The sequence below is a fragment of the Pseudomonas bharatica CSV86 genome, from assembly GCF_000319305.2.
Classification (GTDB): Bacteria; Pseudomonadota; Gammaproteobacteria; order Pseudomonadales; family Pseudomonadaceae; genus Aquipseudomonas; species Aquipseudomonas bharatica.
The window spans coordinates 687,869-709,343 of sequence record NZ_AMWJ02000001.1 but is presented as its reverse complement, the minus strand read 5'-3'; the positions used below and the strand labels follow the sequence as shown (position 1 = coordinate 709,343).

Here is a 21,475-nt window from a genome sequence, read left to right as displayed (position 1 = left end):
TGGTTTTGTCCGGGATCAAACAGCGTTTCGGCGATCGGCTAGAATGCCGGTTCCGCTGTTGCCGAGCCCTTTCATGACCGACTCACCTGCTCCACGCCACGCCCAGATCGACTGGGATGAACTGGGCCGCCCCATTCGCGGCAGTACGACGACATCTATTTCTCCAAGGACCAGAGCCTGGAGGAAACCAACCACGTGTTCATCGAGCAGAACGACCTGCGCCAGCGCTTCGCCGCGCTGGCTGCCGGCGAGTGCCTGGTGATCGGCGAGACCGGGTTCGGTACCGGAATGAATTTCCTCTGTGCCTGGCAGTTGTTCGACAAGCACGCCCGGACCGGCGCACGCCTGCATTTCATCAGTGCCGAGAAGTTTCCCCTGACCCGCAGCGACCTGGCCCGCGCCCTGGCCCTGTGGCCGCAATTGGCAAGCCAGGGCCAGGCACTGCTGGAGCACTATGTGGCGGTGCACGAGGGCTACCAGCAGTTCCTGTTCGAGGATGGCCGGGTCAGCCTGACGCTGATGATCGGAGACGCCCGGGAGCAGTTCGAAAAGCTCGACGGGCGCATCGACGCCTGGTTCCTCGACGGTTTCGCGCCAGCGAAGAACCCGGACATGTGGACCCCGGAACTGTTCGCCCAACTGGGCCGGCTGTCGGCGCCGGGGACCACCCTCGGCACCTTCACCAGCACCGGCTGGGTACGCCGCGCCCTGATCGCGGTGGGTTTCACCATGAAGCGGATCCCGGGGATCGGCAAGAAATGGGAGATCCTGCGCGGGCGGTACAGCGCTGGCCCGGAACAACAGGCGCTGCCAGCGGCATTGCCGCCCTGGTATCGGCGCCCTGCGCCTCAAGGCGGCCCTCGTCATGCACTGGTGGTCGGTGCCGGGCTGGCCGGTTGTGCCAGCGCCGCCAGCCTCGCTGCCCGCGGTTGGCAGGTCAGCCTGCTGGAGCGCCACGGGCAACCGGCCAGCGAGGCCTCGGGCAACCCCCAGGGCGTGCTTTACCTCAAGCTTTCCGCCCATGGCACGCTGTTGTCGCAATTGATCGTCAGCGGTTTCGGCCATACCCGGCGCCTGCTCGAACGCCTGCAGCGGGGCACCGACTGGGACGCTTGCGGTGTACTGCAACTGGCATTCGATGACCAGGAAGACCAGCGCCAGGCGCAGCTGGCCGGGGCGTTCAGCGATGAATTGCTGCAACGGCTGGATCGCCAGCAGGCCGAAGCCATTGCCGGCGTCGCCCTGCCCGCCGGCGGCTTGTTCTATCCCGAAGGCGGCTGGGTGCATCCTCCGGCGCTGTGTCGCTGGCAGGCGGAACAGGCCAAGGTGAAGCTGCTGCCCCATCACAATGTGCTGCAACTGCGCCGGGTCGATGGCCTGTGGCAGGCGCTGGACGGCGAGCGAGTGCTGGCCGAAGCGCCGGTGGTAGTGCTGGCCGGGGCGGCGGAGATTCGGCAGTTCGAAGCCTGTGCCGGCCTGCCACTCAAGCGCATTCGCGGGCAGATCAGCAAATTGCCGGTGACTGCCGCCAGCCGGGCCTTGCATACGGTGGTATGCGCCGACGGCTATGTGGCGCCGCCGCGCCAGGGGGAACACACCCTGGGCGCCAGCTTCGATTTCCACAGTAGCGATACCGTGCCGACCGTCGAGGAACACCGCAGCAATCTGGAGTTGCTGCGGGAAATCTCGCCGGACCTGGCCGAACGGCTGGAGATCGACCGGCTGGATGCGCAGCACCTGGAAGGCCGGGCGGCGTTTCGCTGTACCAGCCCGGATTACCTGCCACTGGTCGGGCCACTGGCGGATGCCGCGGCCTTTGCCGAAACCTACGCGGCGCTGGCGAAGAATGCGCGGCAGGTGCCCGATGAACCCTGCCCGTGGCTGGAGGGGCTCTATATCAACAGCGGGCATGGCTCGCGGGGCCTGATCACCGCACCGCTGTGCGGTGAACTGCTGGCGGCCTGGGTCAATGGCGACGCCCTGCCGGTGCCGCGGGACATCGCGGAGGCCTGTCACCCGAACCGCTTCATGTTGCGTGAGCTGAAGCGCGGCAAGGCTTGAGGGCCTCATCGCTGGCAAGCCAGCTCCCACAGCCCCTGTGGGAGCTGGCTTGCCAGCGATAGGGCCTTCAGAAACACCATCATCGCCCAAGGCCCAACCCAAGGCCTTATTCCATATCGATCTAAAACTCCCACAACCTCACCCGGTCAGTTTTTGAGTGCCCCCTGTTCGGGCACTTTCCCCAACGGCAAAACCGGTAAGGACTTATGTGCGGATTAGCTGGAGAGTTTCGTTTCACCCCGGTAGCAACCCCCTCGCGCCCGGCAGACCTCGCCGCGGTCGAGCGGATCACCCATCACCTGGCCCCTCGCGGCCCGGATGCCTGGGGCTTCCATAGCCAGGGTCCGATCGCCCTCGGCCACCGTCGCCTGAAGATCATGGACCTGTCCGACGGCTCGGCCCAGCCCATGGTCGACCCGCAACTGGGTCTGTCCCTGGCCTTCAACGGCGCCATCTACAACTTCCCGGAACTGCGCGCCGAGCTGGAAAGCCTCGGCTACAGCTTCTATTCCGGCGGCGACACCGAAGTGCTGCTCAAGGGCTATCACGCCTGGGGCGAGCAATTGCTGCCACGCCTGAACGGCATGTTCGCCCTGGCCATCTGGGAACGCGACAAGCAGCAGTTGTTCCTCGCCCGCGACCGCCTCGGCGTCAAGCCGCTGTACCTGTCGCGTACCAACGAGCGCCTGCGCTTCGCCTCGACCCTCCCGGCCCTGCTCAAGGGCGGTGATATCGATCCAGTGCTGGATCCGGTGGCCCTCAATCACTACCTGAATTTCCATGCCGTGGTCCCCGCGCCACGCACCCTGCTGGCCAACATCGAGAAACTGCCGCCCGCCACCTGGATGCGCATCGACGCCCAGGGCCGCAGCCAGCAGCAGCAATGGTGGAGCCTGCACTACGGACCACACACCGATGAACAGGACCTGACCCTGGAAGACTGGCGCGACCGCGTGCTCGACAGCACCCGCGAAGCCGTGGCCATCCGCCAGCGCGCGGCGGTCGATGTCGGTGTGCTGCTGTCCGGCGGCGTCGATTCCAGTTTGCTGGTCGGCCTGCTGCGCGAGGTCGGCGTGGAAGACCTGTCGACCTTCTCCATCGGTTTCGAAGATGCCGGCGGCGAGCGCGGCGACGAGTTCCAGTACTCCGACCTCATCGCCCGGCACTACGGCACCCGCCACCACCAGTTGCGCATCGACGAACGCGAGATCATCACCCGGTTGCCGGCAGCCTTCCGTGCCATGAGCGAGCCGATGGTCAGCCACGACTGCATCGCCTTCTACCTGCTGTCGCGGGAAGTGGCCAAGCACTGCAAGGTGGTGCAGAGCGGCCAGGGCGCCGACGAGCTGTTCGCCGGCTACCACTGGTACCCGCAGGTGGATGGCGCCGCCGACCCGGTGGCGGCGTATCGCGCGGCATTCTTCGACCGCAGTTTCGAGGAATACCGCGACACCGTGCAGTTGCCATGGCTGGTGGACAGCGACGTGGCCGGCGACTTCGTCCGCCAGCACTTCGCCCAGCCGGGCGCCCGCGAAGCCGTGGACAAGGCGCTGCGCCTGGACAGCACGGTGATGCTGGTGGACGACCCGGTCAAGCGCGTCGACAACATGACCATGGCCTGGGGCCTGGAGGCGCGCACGCCGTTCCTCGATTACCGCCTGGTGGAGCTGTCGGCACGCATTCCGGCGCGCTTCAAGCTGCCGGACGGCGGCAAGCAGGTGTTGAAGGAAGCGGCGCGACTGGTCATTCCCAACGAGGTGATCGATCGCAAGAAGGGCTACTTCCCGGTACCCGGCCTCAAGCACCTGCAAGGCGCGACCCTGGATTGGGTGCGCGAACTGCTGCTGGACCCCAGCCAGGACCGCGGTCTGTTCAACCCGGCAATGCTCGACCGCCTGCTGAGCGACCCGCACGGCCAGCTCACGCCGCTGCGTGGTTCGAAACTGTGGCAACTGGCGGCCCTGAACCTGTGGCTCAGCGAACAAGGAATCTGACCGATGAAAGCCCATCCATCCACCTATGGCCAGCGCCTGCTGCGCGGCCAGGTGCCGTCCTATGAACGCCTGCAGGCGCGCCTGGCCGATGAAGGCAGCGAGCCCCATGAAGAGCCGCGTTCGCTGCACTGCGGCTGGGGACGCCTGCTGATCGGCCATACCTATGCCGAGCCTGGCCAACTGGCCCGGGCGCTGCTGGAGGAACAACCGGGCGAGCGGGATATCGCCTTGTATGTCGCCGCACCACAGCAGGTCCTGGCCCAGGCCCCGCAGCAGTTGTTCCTCGATCCGTCCGACACCCTGCGCCTGTGGTTCAGCGATTACCGCCCGGCCAGCCGGGTGTTTCGCGGCTTCCGCATCCGCCGGGCGCAAAGCGACGAGGACTGGCAGGCGATCAATACGCTGTACCAGACCCGCGGCATGCTGCCGGTCAAGACCGAGCTGCTGACGCCGCGCCATCTGGGCGGTCCGGTGTATTGGCTGGCAGAGGACGAGGATACCGGCGCGGTGATCGGCAGCGTGATGGGCCTGAACCACCTCAAGGCCTTCGAAGACCCCGAGGGTGGCAGCAGCCTCTGGTGCCTGGCGGTGGACCCCAACACCACCCGGCCTGGCGTGGGCGAGGTGCTGGTGCGTCATCTGGTGGAGCATTTCATGAGCCGCGGCCTCAACTACCTCGACCTCTCGGTGCTGCATGACAACCGCCAGGCCAAGCGGCTCTATACCAAGCTCGGCTTCCGTAACCTGCCAACCTTCGCGGTCAAGCGCAAGAACGGCATCAACCAGCCACTGTTCCTCGGCCCGGGGCCGCAGGACGGGCTCAACCCGTATGCGCGGATCATCGTCGAGGAAGCCTACCGGCGCGGAATCGACGTTCAGGTAGACGATGCCGACAGCGGCCTGTTCACCCTCAGCCATGGCGGACGCCGGGTGCGCTGCCGCGAGTCGCTGAGCGACCTGACCACGGCCGTGAGCATGACCCTCTGCCAGGACAAACGCCTGACCCAGCGCACCCTCGCCGCTGCCGGGCTTAACGTACCGGCGCAGCAACTGGCGGGCAACGCCGACGACAACCTGGCCTTTCTGGAGGACCACGGCGCGGTGGTGGTCAAGCCGGTGGATGGCGAACAGGGCCATGGCGTGGCGGTCAACCTCACCACCCTGGACGAGGTCACCCAAGCCATCGAGCAGGCCCGGCGCTTCGACAGCCGGGTGTTGCTGGAGAGTTTCCACGAAGGCCATGACCTGCGCATCCTGGTGATCGGCTTCGAAGTGGTGGCGGCGGCGATCCGTCATCCGGCCCAGGTGATCGGTGATGGCCAGCACAGCATCGGGCGCCTGATCGACGCGCAAAGCCGGCGCCGGCAGGCGGCCACCGGCGGGGAAAGCCGGATTCCCAAGGATGAGGAAACCCTGCGCACGCTCCAGGCCGCCGGCTTCGACTACGACAGCATCCTCCCCGCCGGCCAGCGTCTGGCGGTGCGGCGTACTGCCAACCTGCATACCGGCGGCTGCCTGGAGGACGTTACCGCGCGCCTGCACCCGACCCTGGCCGAGGCCGCGGTCCAGGCCGCTCGCGCCCTGGATATCCCGGTGGTCGGCCTCGACCTGATGGTGCGCGCCGCCGACCAGCCGGAGTATGTATTCATCGAGGCCAACGAACGCGCAGGCCTGGCCAACCACGAACCGCAACCCGTTGCCGAACGTTTCGTCGACCTGCTGTTTCCCCTGAGCCGGACGACGAACTGATCCAAACCGTGCACCAGGAGTATCCATGACTGCCCCGTTACCCGAACCGGACCTGAAGTACCTGCAGAAAGTCCTTCTGGAAATGCTGGCGATCCCGAGTCCCACCGGTTTTACCGACACCATCGTGCGCTATGTCGCCGAACGCCTGGAGGAACTGGGGATTCCCTTCGAACTGACCCGGCGCGGCACCATCCGCGCCACCCTCAAGGGCCGCAAGAATTCACCCGATCGCGCCGTCTCCGCGCACCTCGACACCATTGGTGCCAGCGTGCGCGCCCTGCAGGATAACGGCCGCCTCGGCCTGGCGGCAGTGGGCTGCTGGTCGAGCCGTTTTGCCGAGGGCAGCCGGGTCAGCGTGTTCACCGACAACGGTGTGCTGCGCGGCAGCGTGTTGCCGCTGATGGCCAGCGGTCACGCATTCAATACCGCCATCGACCAGATGCCGGTGAGCTGGGAGCACATCGAAGTGCGCCTGGACGCCTATTGCGCGACCCGGGCCGACTGCGAATCGCTGGGGATCAATATCGGTGACTTCGTCGCGTTCGATCCGTTGCCCGAGTTCACCGAAAGCGGGCATATCAGCGCCCGCCACCTGGACGACAAGGCCGGCGTGGCCGCGCTGCTGTCGGCGCTCAAGGCGGTGGTGGAAAGCGGCCGGACGCCGGAGATCGACTGTCATCCGCTGTTCACCATCACCGAGGAAACCGGCTCCGGCGCGGCGGGTGCCCTGCCCTGGGATGTCAGCGAATTCGTCGGCATCGATATCGCCCCGGTCGCGCCGGGGCAGCATTCCAGCGAGCACGCGGTCAGCGTGGCGATGCAGGACTCGTCCGGGCCCTATGACTACCATCTGTCGCGCCACCTGCTGCATCTGGCCAACGAGCACAACCTGCCGGTGCGGCGCGACCTGTTCCGCTATTACTTCAGCGATGCGCACTCGGCGATCACCGCCGGGCACGATATCCGCACCGCGTTGCTGGCATTCGGCTGCGACGCGACCCACGGCTACGAGCGGACCCATATCGATAGCCTCGCGGCATTGAGTCGCCTGCTCGGCGCCTATCTGCTGAGCCCGCCTGTATTCGCTGCGGATTCACACCCGGCGGGGAGTTCGCTGGAGAGGTTCAGTCATCAGTTGGAGCATGATGCGCAGATGGAAAGCGATACCCGGGTGCCGACGGTGGATGAGGTGCTTGGCAGGAAAGATTGATGTGCTCTTGAGGGCCCTATCGCTGGCAAGCCAGCTCCCACAGGTGCATGCAGTCCCTGTGGGAGCTGGCTTGTCGGACCGCCGCACCGCAGCGATGAGGCCCTCAAGAGCAACAAAGCAGGTAGCATGTGCCATCAATCCAAAGCAGACCCAGCCCCATGCTCATCCCCTACGACCAGCTCGAAGCCGACACCCTGACCCGCCTGATCGAGGACTTCGTCACCCGCGACGGCACCGACAACGGCGACGATACCCCGCTGGAAACCCGCGTCCTGCGGGTACGCCAGGCATTGGCCAAGGGACAGGCGTTCATCCTCTTCGATATGGACAGCCAGCAATGCCAATTGCTGGCCAGGCACGATATCCCCAAGGAGCTGTTCGACTGATCAGCCCGCCTTCTGCTTCTGCGCTTCCTCCGCCAGGCGCCGATAGATTTCGGCACGGTGAATTTCCACGTCGCGCGGTGCACTGATGCCGAAGCGCACCGTACCGCCGTCCACCGAAATCACCTTGAGCTTGATGTCGTTACCGATGTTGATGACCTCGCCAATCTCGCGTCCTATGACCAGCATCGCCAAATCCTCCATATCCGGGTGAATCTGGAGACTGTCTGTCGGCGTAGTCCGCTTCAATGGTCTGGCAGACAAATAGAGCCGCCCTACAACAGCGCAGGAAGTGACCTACTGAAACTTCCTACAAATCAGCCCGCACTCTGCAGCCGCGGGCCCAGCAGGATGACCGTCGCGCCCAGCACGCAGAGCGCTGCACCGAGCCAGTCGCTGGTCAAGGGGCGGCCTTTCTCGACGAAGGCCAGCCACAGCAGCGAGGTGACGATGTAGATCCCGCCGTAGGCGGCATAGGCGCGACCGGCGTAGGCGGCCTCGACCCGGGTCAGCAGCAGGGCGAACAGGGTCAGGCTGAACAATGCCGGGGCGATCCACCAGGCGCTCTTGCCGAGCCGCAGCCACATGTAGAAGGCGTAGCACCCGGCGATCTCGAACACGGCAGCGAGGAAAAACAGCAGGTAATTGATCACAGGTATCCCCGGAGCTGGCAAAACGCCGAGGATACCTGATGGTGCGGCTCAGGATTGGCTCGAACGGCCCTTGGCGCGCATTTTCTCGGCCATGCTGGCCATCTCGTCGTAGAGCGCCTGCGGGTCATGTTGCTTGAGGTGCCAGGCCATGCGCCCCTGTTCGTGGGGCAGGATCATGAACTGGCCAGCGGCGACCTGCCGGAAGATGTAATCGGCGATATCCGCCGCGCTGATCGGCGAGCTTTCCAGCAGTTTGCCGACCTGGGCCTTCATTGCCGGCGTCGGGCCGCGGAAGGAGTCGAGCAGGTTGGTCTGGAAGAACGACGGGCAGACCACATGTACGTCGACTTCGAGCTGGCGCAGTTCCACCAGCAGGCTTTCCGAAAGCGCCACCACCCCGGCCTTGGCCACGTTGTAGTTGCTCATGGCCGGGCCCTGCATCAAGGCGGCCATGGAGGCAATGTTGATGATCCTTCCCTTGCTCCGCTCCAGCAACGGCAGGAAGGCCTTGCAGCCCTTGACCACACCCATCAGGTTGATTGCGATCTGCCAGTCCCAGTCTTCCAGCGACAGCTCGGCAAAGAAGCCGCCGGAAGCGACGCCTGCGTTGTTGACGATCACATCGACGCCGCCCAGGTGTTCCTCGCAGGCCTGGGCCAAGGCGATCAGCTGGCTGTAGTCGCGCACATCGCAGCGTTGGGTGAAGCCGTCGCCGCCGGCTTCACGAACCAGGGCCAGGGTCTGTTTCAGGCCCTCCTCGTTAACGTCGCTCAATGCCAGTTGCCAGCCTTCGCGCGCCCAGCGCAGGGCGATCTCGCGCCCCAGTCCGGAGCCCGCGCCGGTGATCATCATGCGGTTCTGCATAGCGCCTGCCTTGTGTGTTTCGTGATGGTGACGGGCAGTGTAGCGAAGGGTTTGCGGGGGCCCGAGGGGTATCAGGTTGCTGAATGGTGGTGACCTCGCGGGCGCTATCGCTGGCAAGTCGGGGCGCCGAACCGCAGCTCCCACAGGTATCGCGTGCGCCGCTGAACCTGTGGGAGCTGGCTTGCCAGCGATGAGGCCCTCAAAAGCGACCCGATTAAACTTTCTGCCCAGGCCCGCAATCACACTAAGTAAGCGGACCTGTCCAGCAGGTCTGCCCATCCGACCGAAACCAGAGGAATCCGTCATGGGCACAATTCTCATCATCATCCTGATCCTGCTGCTGATCGGCGGCCTGCCGGTCTTCCCGCACTCCAGGAGCTGGGGCTACGGGCCATCCGGCGTCATCGGGACCGTGTTGATCGTGCTGCTGATCCTGCTATTGCTCGGCTACATATGACCCGCGACTGAATCGCAGGCAAAAAAAACGGCCCTTCATCGAAGGGCCGTTTTTCATTGACGCTCAGGACTCAGTGGGAAACCGCACCACTGGCGCCCAGGCCGGTCTGCGAACGCACGAACTGCGGGAAGAACAGCGCACGCTCGTCTTCGGCGGCCTTGGACTTGTCGGTGATCGAGAAGAACCAGATACCGATGAAGGCAATGATCATCGAGAACAGCGCCGGGTATTCGTACGGGTAGATCGGCTTCTCGTGATGCAGGATCTGCACCCAGATGGTCGGGCCGAGGATCATCAGCGCGACCGCACTGATCAGGCCCATCCAGCCGCCGATCATGGCGCCGCGGGTGGTCAGCTTCTTCCAGTACATCGAGAGCAGCAGTACCGGGAAGTTGCAGCTCGCCGCGATGGAGAACGCCAGGCCGACCATGAAGGCGATGTTCTGGCTTTCGAAGAGAATGCCCAGGCCGATGGCCAGCACGGCCAGGGCGATGGTGGTGATCTTCGAAACGCGGATCTCGTCCTTCTCGTTGGCCTTGCCTTTGCGCCAGACGCTGGCGTACAGGTCGTGGGACACCGCCGAGGCACCGGCCAGGGTCAGGCCTGCTACCACCGCGAGGATGGTGGCGAAGGCCACGGCCGAGATGAAGCCGAGGAAGACGCTGCCGCCTACTGCGTCGGCCAGGTGCACCGCCGCCATGTTGTTGCCGCCGATCAGGGCGCCGGCAGCGTCCTTGAAGGCAGGGTTGGTGCTGACCAGCAGGATCGCGCCGAAGCCGATGATGAAGGTCAGGATGTAGAAGTAACCGATGAAGCCAGTGGCGTAGAACACCGACTTGCGTGCTTCCTTGGCGTCGCTCACGGTGAAGAAGCGCATCAGGATGTGCGGCAGGCCGGCGGTACCGAACATCAGCGCCAGGCCCAGGGAGAAGGCCGAGATCGGGTCCTTCACCAGGCCGCCGGGGCTCATGATCGCCTCGCCTTTCGGGTGCACGGCAATGGCCTGGGAGAACAGCTGGCTGAAGTCGAAGTTGACGTGCTTCATCACCATCAGCGCCATGAAGCTGGCACCGGAGAGCAGCAGCACTGCCTTGATGATCTGTACCCAGGTGGTCGCCAGCATGCCGCCGAACAGCACGTACAGGCACATCAGGATACCGACCAGGATCACCGCGATGTGGTAGTCGAGGCCGAACAGCAGCTGGATCAGCTTGCCGGCGCCGACCATCTGGGCGATCAGGTAGAAGGCCACCACCACCAGCGAGCCGGAGGCGGACAGGGTACGGATTTCCTTCTGGCCGAGGCGGTAGGAAGCCACGTCGGCGAAGGTGTATTTACCCAGGTTGCGCAGGCGTTCGGCGATCAGGAAGAGGATGATCGGCCAGCCGACGAGGAAGCCGATCGAGTAGATCAGGCCGTCGTAGCCGGAGGTGAACACCAGGGCGGAAATCCCCAGGAAGGACGCTGCGGACATGTAGTCGCCGGCGATCGCCAGGCCGTTCTGGAAGCCGGTGATCTTGCCGCCGGCGGCGTAGTAGTCGGACGCCGAATTGTTTTTCTTCGAGGCCCAGTAGGTGATGCACAGGGTGGCACCGACGAAGGCGACGAACATCAGGATCGCCGCAACGTTCAGCGGTTGTTTCTGCACCTCGCCGGTGAGGGCGTCGGCGGCCCAGACGGCGGGTGCGAACGCGCCGATGGCCAGGGTTGCCAGTACACGCCGGATCATTGCTGAACCTCCTTGAGGATTGCGTTGTTCAGCTCGTCGAACTCACCGTTGGCACGACGTACGTAGATGCCGGTGAGAATGAAAGCCGACAGGATCAGGCCGACGCCGAGGGGAATACCCCAGGTGATCGACGAGCCGGGACTGATCTTGGCGCCCAGTACTTGCGGGCCATAGGCAATCAGGAGAATGAAAGCAGAGTAGAGACCGAGCATGATCACCGAGAGAATCCAGGCGAATCGTTCCCGTTTTGACACCAGCTCCTTGAACCGCGGGCTGTTTTGTATCGATAGGTAAATGCTGTCGTTCATTGTTTTTGTCCTCGCAGCACAGATTAGGTAGAACCCGTCACCACTTTATGCTGCCCATGAACGCGCTCCAGACGACCTTAGTCTTAGATGTAAAAGGCTTTTGCGAAATGGGTAACAACCCGGAAATGCAAAAGGCCGCCCACCGGAAAAACCGGGGGCGGCCCTGGTGAGGCTCAGGATAGAGGCATCAAGCCATCATTCTGACCTTATTTGCCGGTCCATTCGGCGACGCGCTCGGGGTGCTTGGCAACCCAGTCCTTGGCGGCGGCGTCGGGTTTTGCGCCCTCTTGAATGGCCAACATGACCTCACCGATCTCGTCTTTCGACTGCCAGGAGAATTTCTTCAGGAACTCGGCCACTTCCGGCGCCTTGGTCGCCAGTTCCTTGCTGCCGATGCTGTTGACGGTCTCGGCGGCGCCGTACACGCCTTTCGGGTCTTCGAGGAAGCGCAGTTTCCACTTGGCGAACATCCAGTGCGGCACCCAGCCGGTCACCGCGATGGATTGCTGCTTGGCATAGGCGCGACCCAGTTCGGCGGTCATCGCCGCACCGGAGCTGGCCTGCAGCTTGTAGCCGTCCAGCGCGTAGTCCTTGATCGCCTGGTCGGTCTTGAGCATCACCCCGGAGCCGGCGTCGATACCCACGATCTTTTCCTTGAAGCTGTCATCGGTCTTGAGGTCGGCGACCGATTGCGCCTTCACGTATTCCGGCACGATCAGGCCGATCTTGGCGTCCTTGAAGTTGGGGCCGTAATCGACAACCTCATCCTTATTCTTGGCCCAGTACTCACCGTGGGTGACCGGCAGCCAGGCGGAAAGCATGGCGTCCAGCTTGCCGGTGGCCACGCCCTGCCACATGATCCCGGTCGCCACGGGCATCAGCTTCACGTCATAGCCCAGTTTCTGTTTGATGACCTCGGCCGCCACATGAGTGGTCGCCACACTGTCGGACCAGCCATCGACATAGCCGATGCTCACTTCCTTGGCCATCGCCTGCCCGGCGCTCATCGCCAATACCAGGGCGGCACCCGCCCCCAGGAGTCGTCGCATTTTCATCAAGCTTCCCCTTGTCGCTTAAACAGATAGTCACTTCACGGGACGTCACGTGCCCGACAGAGATCGGGCCATGTCTTGTTCTGGTGCAAGGCGCCCCCTTCACGCCTGGATTCTCTACAGCAGGAACGGGACCGGAATCGCATCAGCGGAGCACTGATGGCTGCCATCATCAACCCCGGACCGCCACGATCCTGTTTCGTCAGCGACCTTGAAACACCGAGAAACGACATCAGCTGGCCAGCAGTGCCCCGGCCCGCCGGGCTTGCGGGAAAACCCGCCCGAACTTTGCATGCCAAGGAAAAATCCCCGGGCGTTTGCAGGTAGTATTGGCGGCTTTGTTTCCTCAGCCGGATCGTTCCATGTCCTCGACTGCCCGCTTTGCGCTGCCGCCCTACCTGTTCGCCTGCCTGCTCGGCCTGCTCGCCCTCGCCGGGCTCTGGTACGGGCTCGGCAAGCCGGTGCTGCTGCCTGACGCCGCCAGCGCCACGCATAAACTGCAATGCGCTTCCTACACGCCGTTCGACAAGGACCAGTCGCCGTTCGACCAGCCCTTCACCCTGCGTCCGGAGCGTATCGATGCCGACCTGGCGCTGCTTTCGAAGCGTTTCGAGTGCATTCGCACCTATTCCATGACCGGGCTTGAAGACATCCCGGCCATTGCTCGCAAATATGGGTTGAAAGTCATGCTCGGGGCCTGGGTCAACGGCAATCCGGTGGATACCGACAAGGAAATCCGCGCCCTGATCGCCTCGGCCAACGCCAACCCGGACGTGGTCCGCGCGGTGATCGTCGGCAACGAGACCCTGCTGCGCAAGGAAGTCACCGGCGACCGCCTGGCTGCGTTGATCGGCCAGGTGAAAAGCCAGGTGCAGGTACCGGTGACCTATGCGGACGTCTGGGAGTTCTGGCTGCAGCATCCGCAGATCGCCCCGGCCGTGGACTTCCTGACCATCCACTTGCTGCCGTACTGGGAAGATGATCCGCGCGGCATCGACGATGCCCTGGCCCATGTCGGCGAGATCCGCCAGGTGTTCGGCAACAAATTCGCCCCCAAGGACATCCTGATCGGCGAGACCGGCTGGCCCAGCGAAGGCCGCCAGCGCGAAACCGCAGTACCGAGCCGGGTCAACGAGGCGCGCTTCATTCGTGGCTTCGTGGCCATGGCCGAGGAGCATGGCTGGCATTACAACCTGATCGAAGCCTTCGACCAGCCGTGGAAGCGTGCCAGCGAAGGGGCGGTTGGCGGTTACTGGGGCCTGTATGACGCCGATCGCCAGGACAAGGGCGTGCTGGAAGGCCCGGTGAGCAACCTGCCGTTCTGGCCGCAGTGGTTGGTCGCCAGTGGTGTGCTGTTCTTCGCCACCTTGTTGGTGGCCGGGCCAGTGCGCAATGCGCGCAATGCCCTGGCGCTGCCGCTGCTGGCGGCGATCGGGGCGGCGAGTATCGGGTTGTGGGGCGAACTGGCGCGGACCAACGCACGTTTCGTCGGCGAGTGGACCTGGGTGGTGTTGCTGACGTGCTTGAACCTGATCGTTCTCGCCCATGGCGCACTGGCCCTGGCGGCACGGGACGGCTGGCGCCAGCGGGCGTTCGCCTGGCTGGAGGCACGCGGCGCCTGGTGGGTGATCGCGGCAGGCTTCGCGGCAGCGGTAAGCATGCTGGCGCTGGTGTTCGATCCGCGCTACCGGAGCTTCCCGAGTGCAGCGTTCGTGGTGCCGGCGCTGGTTTACCTGGTGCGGCCGGTCAGGGTGGCGCGGGCCGAGGTGGCGTTGTTGACCCTGATCGTGGGTGCAGGGATCGCGCCGCAGTTGTATCGCGAAGGGCTGGTCAGTGAGCAGGCGTGGATCTGGGCGGGGGTCAGTGTGGTGATGACTGCTGCCTTGTGGCGCTGCCTGAGAACTCGATAGTTCTTGAGGGCCTCATCGCTGCGGTGCGGCGGTCCGACAAGCCAGCTCCCACAGGTTCAGCGGTGCACGCGATCCCTGTGGGAGCTGGCTTGCCAGCGATGAGGCCCTGAAGTTCACCGCAGAGACCGCCGAACCAGCCGCAACCCCGCCAGCACCACCGTAAACACCGCAATACTCGCGGTGTACAGCACCAAGGCCGGTATCCCCGCCACCAGTGCCAGCACTGCCAGCCACCAGCCGGCCTTGCGTGGTACCACGGTCGCCAGCAGCGCCAGCCCCAGGCCGATCCAGGCCAGGATCCGGAAATGAATGGTCAGCCCCAGCATCGAGCGCACCGAGCACTCCCACACCTGCACCTGCGCCGAGCACACCCCTACCCACTGCGGGTCTTCCATGAAGCCGTAGCGCACGGCATAACTGGCAGCCAGCCACGCCGGAATGAACAGCAGCAGTGCGATCAACGGCAAACGCTGGGACATCAGGAACTCCAAAGTCAGAAAAATCGCCGGCCAGCATAATCCCTCGAACCGTGGGCGCAAGGCGAAAGCGCGGCCCTGGGCTACTTTTATCCTCAGGATAAATGGAACCAATTGTTGCAACGACCAAAGCAGGCGCGGCAACATTCGAAGCAACAAAGACAGTGGCACTTGGCAACTTCTTTCGTCATGCAAGTGTCCTAGGCTGCATCGTGCTTTTGCCTTTTTTCCGGGGACCCGTCATGTTTCGACCTCTGCGCCTTGCTGCCTTGCTGGGTGGCCTTTTGCTGTGTGCGGCCGCGTCGGCGGCGGATATCGATGCCGCCAGCTATGGCTACCCGCTGACCAACCCCTTCGAGGCGACCATCGCCACCACGCCGCCGGACCTGCGTCCCGAGCTGCCCACCGACGATGACATCACCCAGAGCGACTACACCCTGAACATGCGTCCGGAACGGGAGTTCATCCTGCCGGACAATTTCTGGCCGGTGAAGAAGCTCACCTACCGCCTGGCCCGGCAGGACCACGAGGCGCCGTTGATCTTCCTGATCGCCGGTACCGGTGCCCCCTTCAACTCGAGCATCAACGAGTACCTCAAGCGCCTGTACTACAAGGCCGGCTTCCATGTCGTGCAACTGTCCTCGCCGACCAGCTACGACTTCATGAGCGCCGCCTCGCGCTTCGCCACGCCCGGCGTCAGCAGCGAGGACGCCGAGGACCTGTACCGGGTCATGCAGGGTGTGCGCGCCCAGCATCCGCGCCTGGCGGTCAAGGAGTTCTACCTCAGCGGCTACAGCCTCGGCGCCCTCGACGCGGCGTTCGTCGCCCACCTTGACGAGACCCGGCGCAGCTTCAATTTCAAGCGTGTGCTGCTGCTCAACCCGCCGGTGAACCTGTACACCTCGATCACCAACCTCGACCGCCTGGTGCAGACCGAGGTCAAGGGGGTGACCAGCCATACCACCTTCTACGAGTTGATCCTCGCCAAGCTGACCCGCTACTTCCAGCAGAAAGGCTATATCGACCTCAACGACGCCCTGCTCTACGACTTCCAGCAATCGCGCCAGCACCTGAGCAACGAGCAGATGGCCATGCTGATCGGCAGTTCGTTCCGCTTCTCCGCCGCCGATATCGCCTTTACCTCGGACCTGATCAACCGCCGCGGCCTGATAATCCCGCCGAAATTCCCGATCACCGAAAGCAGCAGCCTGACGCCCTTCTTCAAGCGCGCCCTGCAATGCGACTTCGACTGCTACCTCACCGAGCAGGTGATCCCCATGTGGCGCGCCCGTACCGATGGCGGCAGCCTGCTGCAACTGATCGACCAGGTCAGCCTCTACGCCCTGAAGGACTACCTGAGCCAGTCGCCGAAGATCGCCGTGATGCACAACGCCGACGACCTGATACTCGGTCCTGGCGATATCGGTTTCCTGCGCAAGACCTTTGGCGACCGGCTGACCCTGTACCCCCATGGCGGCCATTGCGGCAACATCAATTACCGCGTCAACAGCGACGCCATGCTGGAGTTCTTCCGTGGTTAAACGTCTGCTGATCACCGCCCTGCTGCTGTCCGCCGTCCCGGCCTTCGCCGACGAAACCGCGCCTGCGGCCAGTGCCCTGGATACCGACGGCTTCACCGAGCCGTTGAAGGAACTGAAATTCAACCCGGGGCTGGACCAGCGCGAATTCGAGCGCGCCACCCTCGACGCCCTGGAAGTCTACGACCCGATGGAATCGTGGAACCGTCGCGTCTACCACTTCAACTACCGCTTCGACCAATGGGTGTTCCTGCCGGTGGTCAACGGCTATCGCTATATCACCCCGCAATTCGTGCGCAGCGGGGTCAGCAACTTCTTCAGCAACCTCGGCGACGTGCCGAACCTGCTCAACAGCCTGCTGCAGTTCAAGGGCAAGCGTTCCCTGGACATCACCGCGCGGCTGCTGGTGAACACCACCATCGGCGTCTTCGGCCTGTGGGACCCGGCAACCATGATGGGCGTGCCCAAGCAGAACGAGGATTTCGGCCAGACCTTGGGCGTCTGGGGCGTGCCGAGCGGGCCGTACGTGGTGTTGCCGATCCTCGGCCCCTCGAACCTGCGCGATACCGGCGGGCTGGTGGTGGACTATGGCGCGGAAAACCAGATCAACTTCCTCAATGTCGCGGAAGTCAGCAGCGATCACCCGGAAATCTGGGTACTGCGGGCCGTGGACAAGCGCTATACCACCAACTTCCGTTACGGGCAGATGAACTCGCCGTTCGAGTACGAGAAGGTGCGGTATGTGTATACGGAGTCGCGCAAGCTTCAGATAGCTGAGTGATCTTCAGGGCCTCATCGCTGGCAAGCCAGCTCCCACAGGTTCACCACTGCCCTCAAGAGCGGTGGGGTGCCTGTGGGGGCTTGTCGGACCGCCGCACCGCAGCGATTAGGCCGGATCAGACAACCCCAGGAAACTGCACAACTGCGAGCGTTTGGCCAGTGCATCCCGCCGCCCCAGTTCGATCAGTTCGCTGCAATACCCTGCCTCGAACAGCAAGTAGCTGAGCACCCCTGCCCCACTGGTTTTGGTCGCCCCCGGCCCGCGCAGGAACATGCGCAAGGCCGGCGGCAGTTCGCGGCGATGGCGCGCGGCGATCTCGTCCAGCGGCTGGCTGGGCGCCACCACCAGCACCTCGACCGGCGCCAGGCCGAGGCGCTGGGGATGATCCTGGGGCGGCACCAGGTGGCTGAGGTGGTTGAGTCGCTGGAGCAGCTCCAGGTCGTCTTCCAGGCTGTCGATGAAGGTGCTGTTGAGCAGATGTCCGCCGATCTGCGCCAGGCTGGGCGGCTGGCCGCTGTAGACCCGGGCATGCGGCATGGTGTCCGCCGGCCCGCGCGGATTGCCGCTGACGCCCACCACCAGGATGCGGTTGGCCCCCAGGTGCAGCGCCGGGCTGATCGGCGCCGACTGGCGCACCGCACCGTCACCGTAGTAATCGTGGCCCAGCTTGACCGGCGCGAACAACAGCGGGATCGCCGAACTGGCCAGCAGGTGGTCGATGCTCAGGCGGGTCGGCAAGCCGATACGACGATGGCGCAACCACGGATCGATGGCGCCGCGCCCCTGGTAGAAGGTCACCGCCTGGCCCGACTCATAGCCGAAGGCAGTCACCGCCACCGCACGCAGGTGGCGCTGCTCGATGGCATGGCCGATGCCGCTCAGGTCCAGATGCTCGGAGAGCAGCCCGCGCAAAGGGGAACTATCGAGCAGGGCCACCGGCACCTGGTGCCCCAGGCCAAGCAGGCTGTGGCCGACGAAACGACTGGCCTGGCGCACTACCCCGGGCCAGTCGCTGCGCAACACCTGGTGGCTGCGAAAGCCCTGCCAGAAGCCGGTGAGACGGCGTATCGCCTCGGCGAAATGCAGGGCGCCGCTGGCCAGGGTGACAGCATTGATCGCACCGGCCGAGGTGCCGACGATCACCGGAAAGGGGTTGGCCGCGCCTTGCGGCAGCAGGTCGGCAATGCCCGCCAAAACCCCCACCTGGTAGGCGGCACGGGCGCCGCCGCCGGAAAGGATCAAGCCGGTGACCGGTTCTGCTGCCATGCACGCACTCCCTGGAATGACGGAAAAAGCGGGTTACTTCTTGTACAGCTTGGGTTCGCCCGGCGGCCGCGACTTGAAGCGCCGGTGCGCCCACAGGTACTGCTCGGGACACTCGCGCAGGGCCTGCTCGATCCACTGGTTGATGCGCAGGCAGTCGGCTTCCTCGGTCTCGCCCGGGAAGTCTTCGAGCGGCGGATGGATCACCAGGCGATAGCCACTGCCATCGGCCAGGCGCTCCTGGGTGAACGGAATGACCCGGGCGCGGCCCAGGCGGGCGAACTTGGTGGTGGCGGTAACCGTCGCCGCCGGGATACCGAACAGCGGCACGAACAGGCTCTGCTTGGCACCGTAGTCCTGGTCCGGTGCGTACCAGATGGCGCGGCCGGCGCGCAGCAGCTTGAGCATGCCGCGCACGTCCTCGCGCTCCACCGCCAGGGAATCGAGGTTATGCCGCTCGCGGCCACGGCGCTGGACGAAGTCGAACAGGGCGTTCTTGTGTTCGCGGTACATGCCGTCGATGGTGTGGACCTGGCCGAGCAGCGCGGCGCCGATTTCCAGGGTGGTAAAGTGCAGGGCCATCAGGATGGCACCCTGGCCATCACGCTGCGCCGCCTGCAGATGCTCCAGCCCCTCGATGTGCGCCAAGCGCGCCAAACGGGCCTTTGGCCACCACCAGCTCATGGCCATTTCGAAGAACGCGATACCGGTGGAAGCGAAATTTTCCTTGAGCAGGCGGGTTCGCTCGACGGACGGCAAGTGCGGGAAGCACAGCTCCAGGTTGCGTGCGGCGATCGCCCGGCGCGCTCCGGCCACGCGGTACATCACCGCCCCCAGGGCACGGCCGATCCCCAGCAAAACCGGGTACGGCAGCTGAACGATCAGCCAGAGCAGGCCGAGCCCCAGCCACAGCGGCCAGAAACGCGGATGCAGGAAGTACGGACGAAAACGCGGGCGATCCATTCAAGATTCCGGAAAGAAAAAGGCCGGGCATTCTACAACGGTTCGGCGCGGGTTGCGGCTAACCGGCGTTCTCGTTATAAGTCTGGGCACTTTTCGCAACGAAAGCCGCTTCGACGCAGACCATGAGCCAAAGCCAGACGCCAGACCCAGCCCCCGTGTTCCAGCTCAAGGGCAGCATGCTCGCCATCACCGTGCTCGAGCTTGCCCGCAACGACCTCGATGGTCTCGACCGGCAGTTGGCGGCCAAGGTCGCCCAGGCGCCGAACTTCTTCAGCAACACGCCGCTGGTGCTGGCGCTGGACAAGCTGCCGGCCAACGAAGGCAGCGTCGACCTGCCGGGGATGATGCGCATTTGCCGCCAGCACGGCCTGCGCACCCTGGCGATCCGTGCCAGCCGCATCGAGGACATCGCCGCCGCCATCGCTATCGACCTGCCGGTGCTGCCGCCGTCCGGCGCCCGCGAGCGCCCGGTGGACCCGGTGGAAACCGAGCCGGCGAAAAAAGCCGAACCGGCCCCGGCGCCACCGCCGCCGCCACCGGAGCCGACGGTGCGCCCGACCAGGATCATCACCACGCCTGTACGCGGCGGCCAACAGATCTATGCTCAGGGGGGCGACCTGGTCGTGGTGTCGGCGGTCAGCCCCGGTGCGGAACTTCTCGCCGATGGCAATATCCATGTGTACGGGCCAATGCGCGGTCGCGCCCTTGCCGGTATCAAGGGCAACACCAAGGCACGGATCTTCTGCCAGCAGATGACCGCCGAACTGGTTTCGATCGCCGGGCAGTACAAGGTCTCCGAAGACCTGCGCCGCGATCCGCTGTGGGGGCCGGCGTGCAGGTCAGCCTGTCCGGGGACGTGTTGAACATCACCCGCCTTTAACGGATACTGCCGCCATTTTCCGTGCAACTTTAGTCAGTTAGTTGCCGTTTTTGCATTTAGGGACCGCGCGTCCTTTTTCATCATTTTTAGGGGTGATACACCTTGGCCAAGATTCTCGTGGTGACTTCCGGCAAGGGTGGTGTGGGCAAGACCACCACCAGTGCCGCCATCGGTACCGGCCTCGCGCTGCGCGGGCACAAGACAGTGATCGTCGACTTCGACGTCGGCCTGCGTAACCTCGACCTGATCATGGGCTGCGAGCGCCGCGTGGTGTACGACTTCGTCAACGTCGTCAACAACGAGGCCAACCTGCAGCAGGCCCTGATCAAGGACAAGCGCCTGGAGAACCTCTACGTGCTGGCCGCCAGCCAGACCCGGGACAAGGACGCGCTGACCCAGGAAGGCGTGGAGAAGGTCCTGATGGAGCTGAAGGAAAACTTCGACTACGTGGTCTGCGACTCCCCGGCCGGCATCGAGAAGGGCGCGCACCTGGCGATGTACTTCGCCGACGAAGCCATCGTCGTGACCAACCCTGAAGTGTCCTCGGTACGCGACTCCGACCGCATGCTCGGCCTGCTGGCCAGCAAGTCGCGCCGCGCCGAACGCAACGAAGACCCGATCAAGGAACACCTGCTGATCACCCGTTACCACCCCGAGCGCGTGAGCAAGGGCGAGATGCTGGGCGTCGAAGACGTCAAGGAAATCCTCTCCGTCGCGCTGCTGGGTGTCATCCCCGAATCCCAGGCCGTGCTCAAGGCCTCCAACCAGGGCGTCCCGGTCATCCTCGACGACCAGAGCGATGCCGGCCAGGCGTACAGCGACACTGTCGACCGCCTGCTGGGCAAAACCGTGGAACACCGGTTCCTCGACGTACAGAAGAAGGGATTCTTCGAGCGCCTGTTTGGAGGCAATTGAACCATGAACCTTTTTGACTTCTTTCGTGCCAGCAAAAAACAGAGTTCCGCGTCGGTTGCGAAAGAGCGTCTACAGATCATCGTGGCGCACGAGCGCGGACAGCGCAGCACCCCGGACTACCTGCCGGCCCTGCAGAAAGAACTGCTGGAAGTGATCCGCAAGTACGTCAACATCGGCAACGATGACGTGCAGGTGGCGCTGGAGAACCAGGGCAGTTGCTCGATACTCGAACTCAACATCACCCTGCCCGAACGCCCCTGAGCGTCTGCGGGTAACCTGCCACGGCGAC

At 64.3% G+C, this 21,475-nt stretch carries 19 protein-coding genes and 2 pseudogenes; 12 read left to right on the top strand and 9 right to left on the bottom strand.

From position 1 onward, the window contains the following. Positions 1-43: 43 nt before the first annotated feature. From mnmC to CSV86_RS03260, 5 genes and pseudogenes are all read left to right on the top strand, one after another. Positions 44-2,061: pseudogene (gene mnmC / locus CSV86_RS03280) on the top strand (bifunctional tRNA (5-methylaminomethyl-2-thiouridine)(34)-methyltransferase MnmC2/FAD-dependent 5-carboxymethylaminomethyl-2-thiouridine(34) oxidoreductase MnmC1). Between the two features lie 206 nt (positions 2,062-2,267). Then, positions 2,268-4,055: an N-acetylglutaminylglutamine amidotransferase gene (locus CSV86_RS03275; protein ID WP_009407525.1), complete on the top strand. Its 1,788-nt coding sequence runs from the start codon at positions 2,268-2,270 to the stop codon at positions 4,053-4,055. A gap of 3 nt (positions 4,056-4,058) precedes the next feature. Beyond that, positions 4,059-5,804, top strand: a complete 1,746-nt coding sequence (ngg, locus tag CSV86_RS03270; protein ID WP_009407523.1) for an N-acetylglutaminylglutamine synthetase — start codon at positions 4,059-4,061, stop codon at positions 5,802-5,804. A gap of 25 nt (positions 5,805-5,829) precedes the next feature. Next, positions 5,830-7,014, top strand: a complete 1,185-nt coding sequence (locus CSV86_RS03265) for an osmoprotectant NAGGN system M42 family peptidase (RefSeq protein ID WP_009407521.1) — start codon at positions 5,830-5,832, stop codon at positions 7,012-7,014. A gap of 158 nt (positions 7,015-7,172) precedes the next feature. Further along, entirely contained in the window at positions 7,173-7,400 is a 228-nt protein-coding gene (locus CSV86_RS03260; protein ID WP_009407519.1) for a YheU family protein, read from the top strand. Here CSV86_RS03260 and csrA read toward each other — a convergent pair whose 3' ends face one another. The 3 genes from csrA to CSV86_RS03245 all read right to left on the bottom strand — a co-directional run bounded on the left by csrA (position 7,401) and on the right by CSV86_RS03245 (position 8,914). Next, complete coding sequence (gene csrA / locus CSV86_RS03255; protein ID WP_009407517.1) at positions 7,401-7,586, bottom strand: carbon storage regulator CsrA; 186 nt, start codon at positions 7,584-7,586, stop codon at positions 7,401-7,403. A 128-nt stretch (positions 7,587-7,714) separates the two neighbouring features. Further along, positions 7,715-8,050, bottom strand: a complete 336-nt coding sequence (locus tag CSV86_RS03250) for a YnfA family protein (RefSeq protein ID WP_009407514.1) — start codon at positions 8,048-8,050, stop codon at positions 7,715-7,717. Positions 8,051-8,098: 48 nt separating this feature from the next. Beyond that, positions 8,099-8,914 carry an SDR family oxidoreductase gene (locus tag CSV86_RS03245; protein WP_009407512.1) on the bottom strand — a complete coding sequence of 272 codons (816 nt, stop codon included), beginning with the start codon at positions 8,912-8,914 and terminating at the stop codon, positions 8,099-8,101. A gap of 304 nt (positions 8,915-9,218) precedes the next feature. Here CSV86_RS03245 and CSV86_RS03240 point away from each other — a divergent pair, with 304 nt between their 5' ends. Beyond that, positions 9,219-9,371 (top strand): DUF3309 family protein, encoded by a 153-nt coding sequence (locus CSV86_RS03240; protein ID WP_009407510.1) that lies wholly within the window; start codon positions 9,219-9,221, stop codon positions 9,369-9,371. A 70-nt stretch (positions 9,372-9,441) separates the two neighbouring features. Here CSV86_RS03240 and CSV86_RS03235 read toward each other — a convergent pair whose 3' ends face one another. The 3 genes from CSV86_RS03235 to CSV86_RS03225 all read right to left on the bottom strand — a co-directional run bounded on the left by CSV86_RS03235 (position 9,442) and on the right by CSV86_RS03225 (position 12,463). Then, entirely contained in the window at positions 9,442-11,100 is a 1,659-nt protein-coding gene (locus CSV86_RS03235) for a cation acetate symporter (protein ID WP_009407507.1), read from the bottom strand. After that, the gene (locus CSV86_RS03230) at positions 11,097-11,408 is read right to left on the bottom strand and encodes a DUF485 domain-containing protein (RefSeq protein WP_009407505.1); all 312 of its coding nucleotides are present in this window, start codon (positions 11,406-11,408) and stop codon (positions 11,097-11,099) included. Before CSV86_RS03230 ends, CSV86_RS03235 begins: the two co-directional genes overlap by 4 nt. Positions 11,409-11,614: 206 nt before the next feature. Next, positions 11,615-12,463, bottom strand: coding sequence for a glycine betaine ABC transporter substrate-binding protein (locus CSV86_RS03225; protein WP_009407503.1), 849 nt, complete (start codon positions 12,461-12,463; stop codon positions 11,615-11,617). Positions 12,464-12,822: 359 nt separating this feature from the next. Here CSV86_RS03225 and CSV86_RS03220 point away from each other — a divergent pair, with 359 nt between their 5' ends. Beyond that, a complete protein-coding gene (locus CSV86_RS03220; RefSeq protein ID WP_009407501.1) occupies positions 12,823-14,370 on the top strand; it encodes a glycoside hydrolase family 17 protein in 1,548 nt (515 codons plus the stop codon). 113 nt (positions 14,371-14,483) lie between these two features. Here the strand turns inward: CSV86_RS03220 and CSV86_RS03215 are convergent, their stop codons facing one another. Next, complete coding sequence (locus CSV86_RS03215) at positions 14,484-14,849, bottom strand: hypothetical protein (protein ID WP_009407499.1); 366 nt, start codon at positions 14,847-14,849, stop codon at positions 14,484-14,486. Between the two features lie 239 nt (positions 14,850-15,088). Here CSV86_RS03215 and mlaY point away from each other — a divergent pair, with 239 nt between their 5' ends. Next, positions 15,089-16,387 (top strand): lipid asymmetry maintenance lipase MlaY, encoded by a 1,299-nt coding sequence (gene mlaY / locus CSV86_RS03210; RefSeq protein ID WP_009407497.1) that lies wholly within the window; start codon positions 15,089-15,091, stop codon positions 16,385-16,387. After that, positions 16,380-17,165 (top strand): MlaA family lipoprotein, encoded by a 786-nt coding sequence (locus tag CSV86_RS03205; protein WP_009407495.1) that lies wholly within the window; start codon positions 16,380-16,382, stop codon positions 17,163-17,165. Before mlaY ends, CSV86_RS03205 begins: the two co-directional genes overlap by 8 nt. 105 nt (positions 17,166-17,270) lie before the next feature. On the opposite strand, the gene CSV86_RS03200 is transcribed toward CSV86_RS03205, so the two are convergent. Both CSV86_RS03200 and CSV86_RS03195 read right to left on the bottom strand, forming a co-directional pair. Further along, a complete protein-coding gene (locus CSV86_RS03200; protein WP_009407493.1) occupies positions 17,271-18,431 on the bottom strand; it encodes a patatin-like phospholipase family protein in 1,161 nt (386 codons plus the stop codon). 33 nt (positions 18,432-18,464) lie between these two features. Continuing rightward, the gene (locus CSV86_RS03195; RefSeq protein ID WP_009407491.1) at positions 18,465-19,391 is read right to left on the bottom strand and encodes a lipid A biosynthesis lauroyl acyltransferase; all 927 of its coding nucleotides are present in this window, start codon (positions 19,389-19,391) and stop codon (positions 18,465-18,467) included. 122 nt (positions 19,392-19,513) lie between these two features. Between CSV86_RS03195 and minC the strand changes: the two are divergent. The 3 genes and pseudogenes from minC (at position 19,514) to minE (ending at position 21,447) form a co-directional block, all read left to right on the top strand. Further along, a pseudogene (gene minC, locus CSV86_RS03190) lies at positions 19,514-20,271 on the top strand (septum site-determining protein MinC). Between the two features lie 102 nt (positions 20,272-20,373). Beyond that, the gene (gene minD, locus CSV86_RS03185) at positions 20,374-21,186 is read left to right on the top strand and encodes a septum site-determining protein MinD (RefSeq protein WP_009407487.1); all 813 of its coding nucleotides are present in this window, start codon (positions 20,374-20,376) and stop codon (positions 21,184-21,186) included. A gap of 3 nt (positions 21,187-21,189) precedes the next feature. Next, the gene (minE, locus tag CSV86_RS03180; protein WP_009407485.1) at positions 21,190-21,447 is read left to right on the top strand and encodes a cell division topological specificity factor MinE; all 258 of its coding nucleotides are present in this window, start codon (positions 21,190-21,192) and stop codon (positions 21,445-21,447) included. Positions 21,448-21,475: the final 28 nt, after the last annotated feature.

What these genes read in the sequence shown, in the direction of transcription:
- CSV86_RS03225 (WP_009407503.1), bottom strand. Translation starts at nt 12,463, where the DNA reads ATGAAAATGCGACGACTCCTGGGGGCGGGTGCCGCCCTGGTATTGGCG.
- CSV86_RS03240 (WP_009407510.1), top strand. Translation starts at nt 9,219, where the DNA reads ATGGGCACAATTCTCATCATCATCCTGATCCTGCTGCTGATCGGCGGC.
- csrA (WP_009407517.1), bottom strand. Translation starts at nt 7,586, where the DNA reads ATGCTGGTCATAGGACGCGAGATTGGCGAGGTCATCAACATCGGTAAC.
- CSV86_RS03245 (WP_009407512.1), bottom strand. Translation starts at nt 8,914, where the DNA reads ATGCAGAACCGCATGATGATCACCGGCGCGGGCTCCGGACTGGGGCGC.
- minE (WP_009407485.1), top strand. Translation starts at nt 21,190, where the DNA reads ATGAACCTTTTTGACTTCTTTCGTGCCAGCAAAAAACAGAGTTCCGCG.
- CSV86_RS03235 (WP_009407507.1), bottom strand. Translation starts at nt 11,100, where the DNA reads ATGATCCGGCGTGTACTGGCAACCCTGGCCATCGGCGCGTTCGCACCC.
- CSV86_RS03220 (WP_009407501.1), top strand. Translation starts at nt 12,823, where the DNA reads ATGTCCTCGACTGCCCGCTTTGCGCTGCCGCCCTACCTGTTCGCCTGC.
- CSV86_RS03260 (WP_009407519.1), top strand. Translation starts at nt 7,173, where the DNA reads ATGCTCATCCCCTACGACCAGCTCGAAGCCGACACCCTGACCCGCCTG.
- CSV86_RS03200 (WP_009407493.1), bottom strand. Translation starts at nt 18,431, where the DNA reads ATGGCAGCAGAACCGGTCACCGGCTTGATCCTTTCCGGCGGCGGCGCC.
- CSV86_RS03230 (WP_009407505.1), bottom strand. Translation starts at nt 11,408, where the DNA reads ATGAACGACAGCATTTACCTATCGATACAAAACAGCCCGCGGTTCAAG.
- ngg (WP_009407523.1), top strand. Translation starts at nt 4,059, where the DNA reads ATGAAAGCCCATCCATCCACCTATGGCCAGCGCCTGCTGCGCGGCCAG.
- CSV86_RS03195 (WP_009407491.1), bottom strand. Translation starts at nt 19,391, where the DNA reads ATGGATCGCCCGCGTTTTCGTCCGTACTTCCTGCATCCGCGTTTCTGG.
- CSV86_RS03215 (WP_009407499.1), bottom strand. Translation starts at nt 14,849, where the DNA reads ATGTCCCAGCGTTTGCCGTTGATCGCACTGCTGCTGTTCATTCCGGCG.
- CSV86_RS03275 (WP_009407525.1), top strand. Translation starts at nt 2,268, where the DNA reads ATGTGCGGATTAGCTGGAGAGTTTCGTTTCACCCCGGTAGCAACCCCC.
- CSV86_RS03265 (WP_009407521.1), top strand. Translation starts at nt 5,830, where the DNA reads ATGACTGCCCCGTTACCCGAACCGGACCTGAAGTACCTGCAGAAAGTC.
- mlaY (WP_009407497.1), top strand. Translation starts at nt 15,089, where the DNA reads ATGTTTCGACCTCTGCGCCTTGCTGCCTTGCTGGGTGGCCTTTTGCTG.